The organism is Kitasatospora sp. NPDC056783, assembly GCF_042789895.1.
Classification (GTDB): Bacteria; Actinomycetota; Actinomycetes; order Streptomycetales; family Streptomycetaceae; genus Kitasatospora.
Genome location: NZ_JBHUAF010000061.1, coordinates 21661 through 31099 on the forward strand (window position 1 = coordinate 21661; position 9439 = coordinate 31099).

Annotated in this window: 11 protein-coding genes; 7 read left to right on the forward strand and 4 right to left on the reverse strand. The window is 75.3% G+C overall.

Annotation, left to right across the window (positions count from 1 at the left end):
* Positions 1-5: 5 nt before the first annotated feature.
* Positions 6-596, forward strand: a complete 591-nt coding sequence (locus tag ACFRMQ_RS12440; protein ID WP_380729874.1) for a cysteine hydrolase family protein — start codon at positions 6-8, stop codon at positions 594-596.
* Positions 597-696: 100 nt separating this feature from the next.
* Positions 697-2379: a polyprenyl diphosphate synthase gene (gene uppS / locus ACFRMQ_RS12445; protein ID WP_380729877.1), complete on the forward strand. Its 1683-nt coding sequence runs from the start codon at positions 697-699 to the stop codon at positions 2377-2379.
* 32 nt (positions 2380-2411) lie between these two features.
* On the opposite strand, the gene ACFRMQ_RS12450 is transcribed toward uppS, so the two are convergent.
* Together ACFRMQ_RS12450 and ACFRMQ_RS12455 are read right to left on the reverse strand one after the other, a co-directional pair.
* Positions 2412-3080: a hypothetical protein gene (locus ACFRMQ_RS12450; RefSeq protein ID WP_380729879.1), complete on the reverse strand. Its 669-nt coding sequence runs from the start codon at positions 3078-3080 to the stop codon at positions 2412-2414.
* A 220-nt stretch (positions 3081-3300) separates the two neighbouring features.
* Positions 3301-4068, reverse strand: coding sequence for an alpha/beta hydrolase (locus ACFRMQ_RS12455; protein ID WP_380729881.1), 768 nt, complete (start codon positions 4066-4068; stop codon positions 3301-3303).
* Positions 4069-4263: 195 nt separating this feature from the next.
* Between ACFRMQ_RS12455 and ACFRMQ_RS12460 the strand changes: the two genes are divergently transcribed.
* A complete protein-coding gene (locus ACFRMQ_RS12460; RefSeq protein ID WP_380729883.1) occupies positions 4264-5070 on the forward strand; it encodes a hypothetical protein in 807 nt (268 codons plus the stop codon).
* A 10-nt stretch (positions 5071-5080) separates the two neighbouring features.
* Here ACFRMQ_RS12460 and ACFRMQ_RS12465 read toward each other — a convergent pair whose 3' ends face one another.
* Positions 5081-5434: a DUF6401 family natural product biosynthesis protein gene (locus ACFRMQ_RS12465; RefSeq protein WP_380729885.1), complete on the reverse strand. Its 354-nt coding sequence runs from the start codon at positions 5432-5434 to the stop codon at positions 5081-5083.
* Positions 5435-5584: 150 nt separating this feature from the next.
* On the opposite strand from ACFRMQ_RS12465, the gene ACFRMQ_RS12470 reads away from it, so the two are divergent.
* The 3 genes from ACFRMQ_RS12470 to ACFRMQ_RS12480 all read left to right on the forward strand — a co-directional run bounded on the left by ACFRMQ_RS12470 (position 5585) and on the right by ACFRMQ_RS12480 (position 8384).
* Positions 5585-6511, forward strand: a complete 927-nt coding sequence (locus ACFRMQ_RS12470) for an LLM class F420-dependent oxidoreductase (RefSeq protein WP_380729887.1) — start codon at positions 5585-5587, stop codon at positions 6509-6511.
* Between the two features lie 90 nt (positions 6512-6601).
* Entirely contained in the window at positions 6602-7312 is a 711-nt protein-coding gene (locus ACFRMQ_RS12475; protein WP_380729889.1) for an AAA family ATPase, read from the forward strand.
* 97 nt (positions 7313-7409) lie between these two features.
* Positions 7410-8384 (forward strand): zinc metalloprotease, encoded by a 975-nt coding sequence (locus ACFRMQ_RS12480; protein WP_380729891.1) that lies wholly within the window; start codon positions 7410-7412, stop codon positions 8382-8384.
* A gap of 30 nt (positions 8385-8414) precedes the next feature.
* Here the strand turns inward: ACFRMQ_RS12480 and ACFRMQ_RS12485 are convergent, their stop codons facing one another.
* The gene (locus tag ACFRMQ_RS12485; RefSeq protein WP_380729893.1) at positions 8415-8801 is read right to left on the reverse strand and encodes a hypothetical protein; all 387 of its coding nucleotides are present in this window, start codon (positions 8799-8801) and stop codon (positions 8415-8417) included.
* 147 nt (positions 8802-8948) lie between these two features.
* Between ACFRMQ_RS12485 and ACFRMQ_RS12490 the strand changes: the two genes are divergently transcribed.
* Positions 8949-9410 carry a universal stress protein gene (locus ACFRMQ_RS12490; RefSeq protein ID WP_380729895.1) on the forward strand — a complete coding sequence of 154 codons (462 nt, stop codon included), beginning with the start codon at positions 8949-8951 and terminating at the stop codon, positions 9408-9410.
* The last annotated feature ends 29 nt before the right edge of the window (positions 9411-9439 follow it).

Genomic DNA, 9439 nt, shown 5'->3' on the forward strand with positions numbered 1-9439 from the left:
ACCCCATGCCCACGACCACCCTGCGCACCGTCATCGGCCTCGGACAGGAGCCCGCCGTGCTCGCCGACTCGACCCTGATCCTGATCGACTACCAGAACACCTACGTGGGCGGCGTGCTGGAGCTGGACGGCTGGCGGCAGGCGCTCGACGCGGGCGCCGACCTGCTCGCCCGGGCGCGGGAGGCCGGTGCCACCGTCATCCACGTGATCAACGACGGCGGCGAGGGCTCCCCGTACGACATCCGCGCCGAGATCGGGCGGATCCACCCGAGCGTGGCCCCGGCCGAGGGGGAGCGGGTGGTGGTCAAGCAGGCCCCGGACTCCTTCGTCGGCACCGACCTCGGGGAGCTCGTCGACGCGGCCGGCCACCGGGACGTCGTGATCGCCGGCTTCATGACCCACATGTGTGTCGCCTTCACCACGGCCGGCGCCTTCCTGCGCGGCGACCGCCCGACCGTGGTGGCCTCCGCCTGCGCGAGCCGGCCGCTGGAGTCGGGGGGCACCGAGCTGTCCGCCGCCCAGGTCCACCGAGGCGCGCTGGCGACGATCGGCGACCTGTACGGGGTGGTGGTGGAGACCCCGGCCGACCTCGGCTGAGGCCGCGGCCCCGGCGGCCCCGCGTTCCCGGATCGCCACCGATCCGGGCCCGCCTCGTTGACCAGGGGGCGCACGGTGTCGGCGGAGGCGGGGTACGGGCATGGCGGGGAACCAGGCGGCGGGCGTGGACGGTCCGCCGGAGCTGCGGGAGTCGTACCGCCGCTGCGAGCGGGAGGTGGCGGGCCACCTCGCCCTGCTGCGGGGGATCAGCGACGTGCTGCCGCCCGAGGTGCGGCCCTACCTCCACGCCGTCAGCGCCTTCGCCTCCCGGTCCGACCGGATCGCCGACGAGGGCGACGGCCGTGCGCGCGACACCACCGCCGGCGCGGCCGCCGACCGGGAGCGCCGGTTCGCCCGCTGGCGGGCCGACACCCTGGCCGAGCTGGCGGCCGGCCGCAGCGAGCACCCGCTGCGCCGGGCCTTCGTGGACACCGTGCGCCGCTGGGAGCTGGACCCCGCGCTGGTCGAGGAGTTCCTGGACGCGACCCGGGCCGACTGCGCCCGCCCGCCCGCCGTCGAGACCCGCGCCGACCAGCGCCGCCACCTGCGGGGCGTCGCGGGGACGGTCACCGAGCTGTGGGCGCCGCTGCTGGGTGCGCCGGGGCCGCGGGCGGCCGGGGCACTGTCCGCGCTGGGGGAGGCCTGCCAGCTGGCCGACATCCTGGAGGACCTCCCGCTCGACCTCGCGGCCGGCCGCTGCTACCTGCCCTGGGAGGACCTGCGCCGGCTCGGCCTGACCGTCCCCGACCTGGACCGCGATGCCGCCGGGCCGACCGCTCGGCCGATCGCCCGGCAGGCCGCCCTGGACGAGCTGGTCGACGGTCAGCGCGACCAGCTGCGCGGCCTGCTGGACCAGGCCCTGCCCGCCACCTGGCTCGCCGCCCCCGAGTGCCGCCCCTTCCTGCACGCCGTGCTGCTCGGTGCCCAGCTCCAGCACGACGAGGTGGCCCTGCTGCGCTCGCGCGTCCTGGCCGAGGGCCTCACCCCGCTGAGCTCCGACGGCACCACCCCCCACCGCCGCGCCCGCCCCGCCCCGCCCGCCGCCGGGACACCCGCCCACGTCGCCGTGATCATGGACGGCAACCGCCGCTGGGCCGAGGCCCGGCACCTGCCCCCCGAGCAGGGCCACCAGGCCGGGCAGCGGGCCGCGTTGCGCCTGGTCAACGCGGCGCTGCGGCTGGGCATCCGGCATCTGAGCCTCTACGCGTTCTCCACCGAGAACTGGGAGCGTCCGCCCGGGGAACTGACCGCGCTGTTCGACTCCATGGCCGACGGCATCGCCCGCAGCGCGGAGGGCCTGCACGCGCTCGGCGTGCGGATCCGCTGGTGCGGCCGGCGGGACCGGGTGGAGGAGTCGCTCGCCTCCGCGATCGCGCTGGTGGAGAGCCTGACGTCCAACAACGGCACACTGACCCTGACGGTCTGCGTGGACTACGGCGGACGGGAGGAACTCACCGCCGCCGCACGGGCGTTGGCGGCGGCGGCGGTGGCCGGCGAGATCCGCCCGGAGGAGATCGGCCCGGCCGACCTGGCCCGGCGCCTGTACGCCCCGGACCTCCCGGACGTCGACCTGCTGATCCGCACGTCCGGGGAGCAGCGGATCAGCAACTTCCTGCCCTGGCACCTCGCCTACGCCGAGCTGCTCTTCGACCCGACGCCATGGCCCGACTACGACCTGGCCCGGCTGCGCGGAGCCGTCCACGCCTACGCGGCCCGCGAGCGGCGCTTCGGCGGTGCGGTGCCCGCCCAGTCGCGCGGGCTCCGCGGGTCCCGGCGGCCCTGAACGCCTTCCGGCCCCGGCCGCGGAGGCCGCCGCTACTGCTCGGCCGGCGGAGGCGTGTACGTCCCCTGGGCCGTGACGTACGCCAGCACCGTGTCCACGGTGACCGGGTGTGCGCCGAAGTTCGCGGTGTACGCGTCCACGGCCTCCTGGGTGGGGCGCAGTGGCACCCCGCTGAGCCGGACCTTCATCGGCTGCCCGGCCGGCACCGGCTCGGCCGTCAGCTTCCCCTCCGTCAGGCCGCAGTGGAAGGCCGAGCGGTGCCCCATCTCCGCCCCGCTGACCTCGCACCGGCCGGAGGCGAGGCTGTCCTTGATCGCGCCGGCCACGTTCACCACCCGGTAGACGCCCTTGGACGACCGGACCGAGACCCCGCCGTCCAGCGCCCCGTCGCCGTGCACCTTCGGCGGGTTCGCGAGGGACGGGTCGCCGGTGGCCGAGCGGATCGGCAGCCGTACGGCCGGGCCCCGGCGGTCCAGCACCACCCGCGCCGGGGCGACGACGTCCACCATCGCCTGGAAGCGGTCCAGTTGCGCCTGCGCCTCCGGTGTCCAGCGCACCTCCACCCAGCCGTCGGTGAGGGTGCCCAGTCTTCCGGCGCGGTCGGTGCCGCCGTCAACGGCACCGGCCGCGGTCCCCGTGAGCCACCCCAGCAGCGGGGTGGCCAGCGCCGCGCCCAGCAGCGACCGTCGCGTCGTGCTCATCGTCCCGATCCGTCCTTCCCGGGCCGTCCGGCACGGCCCTGGGACGGATCATCCGTCCACCGACCGTTTTCGACGTCGGCCGGGCGCGCGAAACCACCCGTGTGGGGGGAGCGCGGAGTCACCCCGGGTTGTTCGCCGGGGCGTACGAGCCCCTGGGGGCCGTCTCCCGCCGGGTGTCCGCCCTGGTCACCCCGCCCGGAGGGCGGGCCGTACGCGTTCCTCAGCGGCCCGCGACCCGGCGGGGCTGGGGCGGGAGCGGGAGGGTGAGGGCCTCCCGGGAGGCGGGTGGGAGGGCGAGGGCGGAGGTCGTCTCGGCGGGGAAGGGGTCGAGGCCGAGGAGGGCGGTGGTGAGGCGGGTGGTGGCGCGGTGCCAGTCGGGGACGCGCCGGAGCATCGTGTGGCCGCTGCCGATGACGGTGTAGCCGCAGACCCGGGCGCCCGCGGCGCGGCTGCGCGCGGCGAAGGCGCGGGTGTCGGCGGGCGGGGTGACGGTGTCGCGGTCGCCGTGCAGCATCAGGACGGTGCGGTCGGCGAGGTGGTCGCACGGGTCCTCGGCGGGGCACCACGGCGCGAGGGCGACCAGGCCGGTGACGGACGGGTGCCCGCCGGCCCGGAGCGCGGCGCGGCCGCCCATCGAGTGGCCGATCAGGACGGTCGGCACCGGCCCGAGCAGCGCGGTCAGTTCGTCGAGCGCGGCGGTCGCGTCCCGGGCGGCGTCGGCTCGCTCGCCGTTCCAGCCGCGGTGGCGGTAGCGGACGGTAGCGATGGCGATCCCGGCGTCCGCGGTCGCCCTGGTCAGGCCGCGCAGGAAGCCGTGCATCCGCAGCAGCGGGAGGTTGAGGCGCCCGGGCCGGGCGAGGTTGTGCTCCTCGCCGCCGTGCAGCACCAGGACGGCGGCCCGCGCCTTCTCGGGCCGGACCCGCCAGTGCAGCGCCCGGTGGTCCACCGCGCGCCCCGCCGCCGTACCGCTCGCCGCCGTTCCGCTCACCGTCGCACCGTCCCGTCCGCCCGCCCCGTGGCCCGTCCCCGGACCGCCACTGTACGCGTGCGGACCGCCGCGGGGTTCACCCGAGGGGAGCATCCCGGACACCGGGCGCGCGCGGCCGGACCGGGTGCCTGCTATCCACGAAGTGGGGGCCCGCGGTGCCCGCTCGTGGCGCCGCGTCATCGAGTGGAGGACGCCGTGGCTCAGCAGCTCGCACTGTCCGTCGACTTCGGATCGGGCTTCACCGAGGCCTGGGCGAAGATCGCCAAGTTCATCCCGCAGTTCATCGCCTTCCTGGCGATCCTGGTCGTCGGTTGGATCGTGTCCAAGGCGATCGCCAAGGTGCTCGACCGGGTGCTGCGCCGGCTCGGCTCGGAGCGGGTCGCGGAGCGTTCCGGGATGGCCGCCCGCCTGTCCGGTTCCAAGTACGACATGACCGGCATCATTTCGAAGGTCGTCTACTACATCGTCCTGCTGATGGCCCTGCAGCTGGCGTTCGGCGTCTTCGGTCCGAACCCGATCAGCACGATGATCCACAGCATCGTCGCCTGGCTGCCGCGGGGCATCGTCGCCGTCGTGATCGTGGTGGTCGCGATGGCCATCGCCAACGGCGTGCGCGACATCGTGGGCAGCTCGCTCTCCGGCGCCTCCTACGGGCGGACGGTCTCGACGCTGGTCTGGGCGTTCATCGTCGGCCTCGGCGTGATCGCCGCGCTGGGCCAGGCCGGGATCGCCACCGCGATCACCGGGCCGGTGCTGATCGCCGCGCTCGCCGCCGTCGTCGGCGTGCTGGTGGTCGGTGTCGGCGGCGGCCTGATCCTGCCGATGCGCCAGCGCTGGGAGCGGTGGCTGGACGGCGCCGAGCGGGAGACGGCCCGGCTGCGCGGCAACGCCTACCAGGCCGGACGCTCCGACGTGCTGTCGAACCAGCCGGTCCGGCCGACCACGCAGACCGGCCCGGGCACCCCGCCCGCTCCGGGCATCGAGGGCGACGAACGCCGGTAGTCCGGGGGGCTCACACCTCCAGCAGGCCCTGCTCGCGCACCAGCCAGCAGATGGCGGTGAGCCGGATCACGGCGTAGTCGTAGCCGACCGGCTCCCGCCAGCCGATCTCGGCGAGCGCGTCCAGGAAGCCCAGTGCGTAGTCCGACAACTCCTCACGGTCCAGGGGCCGGGGCGCGAGCTCCGGTCCCTGGGCGTACAGCAGCTCCCGCAGCATCGCCGTGTGCTGGTCGACCGCCGCGACGAAACCGGGCTCGAAGGCGAACTCGGCCAGCCGGGGCGTGAAGGCCGCCACGATGCCGGGCAGCGGACAGCCCCCCGGCTCGTCGGGGGAGCGCCGGAAGGAATCGTCGGAGGTCGCGAACATCCGTCCACCGTAGGCGAGCCCCGGGGCGGGAACGGACGCCCGTGACGCTTCCGTGCTGAGACCTTGGCCACCCCGCACGCCCCCCGGGAACGCTCCGTGGCCCGGCGGATCCGCTGCGCCCACCGGGTGGTCCGTATCACAATGGCCGGCATGGATCTCCGCATCTTCACCGAACCCCAGCAGGGCGCGAGCTACGACACCCTCCTCAGGGTCGCCCGCACCGCCGAGCAGCTCGGCGCCTTCAGCGCGTTCTTCCGGTCCGACCACTACCTGAAGATGGGTGACACCTCCGGGCTGCCCGGACCCACCGACGCCTGGATCACGCTGGCCGGCCTCGCCCGGGACACCAGCACCATCCGGCTGGGCACCCTGATGACGGCCGCCACCTTCCGGCTGCCGGGCGTCACCGCGATCCAGGTCGCCCAGGTGGACGCGATGAGCGGCGGCCGGGTCGAGTTCGGCATCGGCGCCGGCTGGTACGAGGCCGAGCACACCGCCTACGGCATCCCCTTCCCGAAGGAGAAGTTCGGGCGGCTGGAGGAGCAGCTGGCGATCATCACCGGGCTGTGGAACACCAAGCTCGGCGACACCTTCGACTTCGCCGGCGAGTACTACACGCTGACCGACTCGCCCGCGCTGCCCAAGCCCGCCCAGGAGCACGTCCCGGTGCTGATCGGCGGCTACGGCCCCCGGCGCACCCCGGCCCTGGCCGCCCGCTTCGCCGACGAGTTCAACCTGCCGTTCGCCTCGGCGGACGTCAGCGCCGCCCAGTTCGGCCGGGTCCGCGCCGCCGTCGAGGGGGCCGGGCGCTCGGCCGGCGACCTGGTCTACTCCAACGCCCTGGTGGCCTGCGTCGGCCGGGACGACGCCGAGGTGGCCCGTCGGGCCGCCGCGATCGGCCGCGAGGTGGCGGAGCTGAAGGAGAGCGGTCTGGCCGGCACTCCGGACGAGGTGGTGGAGCGGATCGGCCGGTACGCGGCGGCCGGCAGCGAGCGGATCTACCTCCAGATCCTCGACCTGGACGACCTGGACCACCTGGAGCTGATCGCCTCCCGGATCGCCCCGCAGCTCGGCTGACACCCGCGCCGGGCCGTCCGTACCGGCCCGGCGCCGGGTCGTCCGTACCCGCTCCGACCTCCGCCCTTTACTCGCTCTTGGGATTGCGCCATGCTCCAGGAGGGGGACGGCGGCGGGAACGGCGGGGGAGAGCGGGTGCGGGGGACGAGAGCGGTGCCGGCGGCGGTGCCACTGGTGCCGCCGCCGCGCCCTGCCGGAGAGCGGGACGTGCTGTCCGTGCCGCAGGACCCGCCCGCCCGGCACGAGCTGCGCGGCCCCGGACCGTCCGTGCTGCGCTACCCGGCCGGGGACCTGCTGGTCGTCACCGGCCTGCCCGGCAGCGGCAAGAGCACCCTGATGCGGCGCTGCGTCCGCGCCCCGCTGATCGACTCCCAGCTGGTCCGCGAGCAGTACGCGGCCCGGTTGCCCGGCCGCCTGCCGTACGTCTTCTACCGGCCGCTCGCCCGGCTGGCCCACTACCGGCGGCTGCGCCGCGCCGTGCTGGACGGCGGGCCGCTCGCCGTGCACGACTGCGGGACCCAGCCCTGGGTGCGGTGCTGGCTGGTCCGCGCCGCCGCCCGGCAGGGCCGCCGGGTGCACCTGCTGCTGCTCGACGCCGACCCGTCCGAGGCGCTGGACGGGCAGCGGCGGCGCGGGCGCGGCGTCTCGCGCTACGCCTTCGTCCGGCACCGGGCAGTGGTGGCCCGGCTGCGCCGCCGGATCCTGGGGGCCGGACGGCTGCCGGCCGGCTGTGCGTCGGCCGTGGTACTCGACCGGGCCGCCGCGCGCGCCCTGCGGGAGATCGACTTCACCGCGTCGTAGTCTCGGCGAGTCCGCGCCGGGCGCCACCGGCGGGTCCGGCCGGAGCGGGCCCGGGGCGCGGCCGAGACGCCGTCGACTCCCCCCGACAGGAGCGCAGATGCGCCGTACTGCCCGGGTGCGCTCGCGTGCCCCCCGCCTGTTCCCCTGCGCCGCCGCGCTGGTCGCCGCGGCCGGACTGAGCCAGTTCGCCGCACCGCCCGCGCACCGCGCCGTCGTCGCTCCGCCGGCCGCGTGCGAGGACGGCGCCGGCGCGGCGGACCCCGCGGCCCGGCTGTCGGCCGGCGGCCCGGCGGGGCGGGACCCGAACGAGGTGAGCGCCGAGGAGGCGCGGGCGATGCAGGCCGACCTCGAAGCGCGGCTCGGTGAGCTCGGCGCCGCGCGGGTCCGGGCCCTCACCCCGACCACCGTCCCGGTCTACGTCCACGTGATCCACTCCGGTGACGACGGGCGGCTGGACCAGGGCACGGTCACGGCCCAGATCGACCACCTCAACGCCGGCTACGGCGGGCAGGGCGAGGGCAACGCCGCGAGCCCCTTCCACTTCGAGCTGGTCGGCACCGACTGGACCGACAACGCCTCCTGGTACACCGGCATGACCCCCGGCTCGGCCGCCGAGCAGCAGATGAAGACCGCTCTGCGCAAGGGCGACCAGGGGGTCCTCAACCTCTACACGGCCCTGCTCGGCGACTCCCTGCTCGGCTGGTCGACCTTCCCGAACGCGTACCGGGCGGACCCGGTCCAGGACGGCGTCGTGGTGCTGGACGCCTCCCTGCCGGGCGGCTCCGCCACCCACTACGACGAGGGCAACACCGCGACCCACGAGATCGGCCACTGGCTCGGTCTCTTCCACACCTTCCAGAACGGCTGCCTGGCCCCGGGCGACTACGTGGACGACACCCCGCCCGAGCGCACCGCCGCCTCCGGCTGCCCCGAGGGCCGTCACACCTGCTCCGGCCCGGGGCTGGACCCGATCCACAACTTCATGGACTACAGCTACGACTCCTGCATGACCCAGTTCACCCCGGGGCAGGTCCGTCGGATGGCCAACGCCTGGGCGGCCTACCGCAGTTGATGTCTTCAGCCGATTCCGGTGCGCGGGGGCTCAGCAGAGGACGACCAGGTAGAGCAGCCGCCGGCCACCGGAGGCGCGAAACTCGTACGCCAGGTGCTCCAGGGCGGTGGCCGACAGCCAGGCGTCCGGGCGCTCCTCGGGCGTGAGCAGGGCCGGCGCGAAGTGGCCCGGGGAGGTCTCCTCCAGCCGGCCCCACAGGCCCAGCGTCATCTCCTCCGCCTCGGCCGCGAGCCGCTTGGCCAGCCGTTGGTCCACCGGCCCGCGGGCCAGCCGCCAGGAGCGGCCCCCGGCGTCCACGAAGCCGCCCGAGGCGACCGGGTCGTGCGGGTTCCACCGCTCGCCCGCCTCCTCCTTCGGCGGCAGGGCGGCCAGGACCTCGGCGAAGCCGCCGGTGCGGCGGCGGGGCTTGCTCGGCATCCGGGCAGTCTCCCAGCTCCGGGGCGACGGTCGCACAGGAATTGAATGCGACGGGCGCCTTCCGGCGTGGCAGATACCGATCGTTTGTCCGATTTGATCTATGTTCTGAGGGTCGGTACCGATCAGGAGCAACCGAAGGAGCAAGCCATGAGTGCGAATCCCCGGATCGTCGTCGGTGTGGACGGCTCGCCCGCCTCGGAGCAGGCGCTGAGCTGGGCGATCGACTACGCGCGGGCCGTCGGCGGGACGGTCCACGCCATCGCCGCCTGGGAGTACCCGGCCTTCTACGGCTGGGCCGGACAGGGCGTGCCGACCGTCGAGACCTTCAACCCCGAGGAAATCGCCGGGAAGACCCTCACCGACACCATCGTCAAGGTGGCCGGTGACGACGCGGGCGTGCGGATCACCGAGAGCGTGACGCCCGGCAACGCCGCCCGGGTACTGCTGGAAGCCGCCAAGGGCGCCGCGCTGCTCGTCGTCGGCAGCCGCGGCCTGGGCGGTTTCTCCGGCGTGCTGCTCGGCTCGGTCAGCCGCCACCTCACCGAGCACGCGCCGTGCCCCGTGGTCGTCGTGCGCGAGGCCCACGGAGACGCGGAACCGTCGGAGTAGTCGCGGCAGCGGCGGCGGCCCCGGAGCAC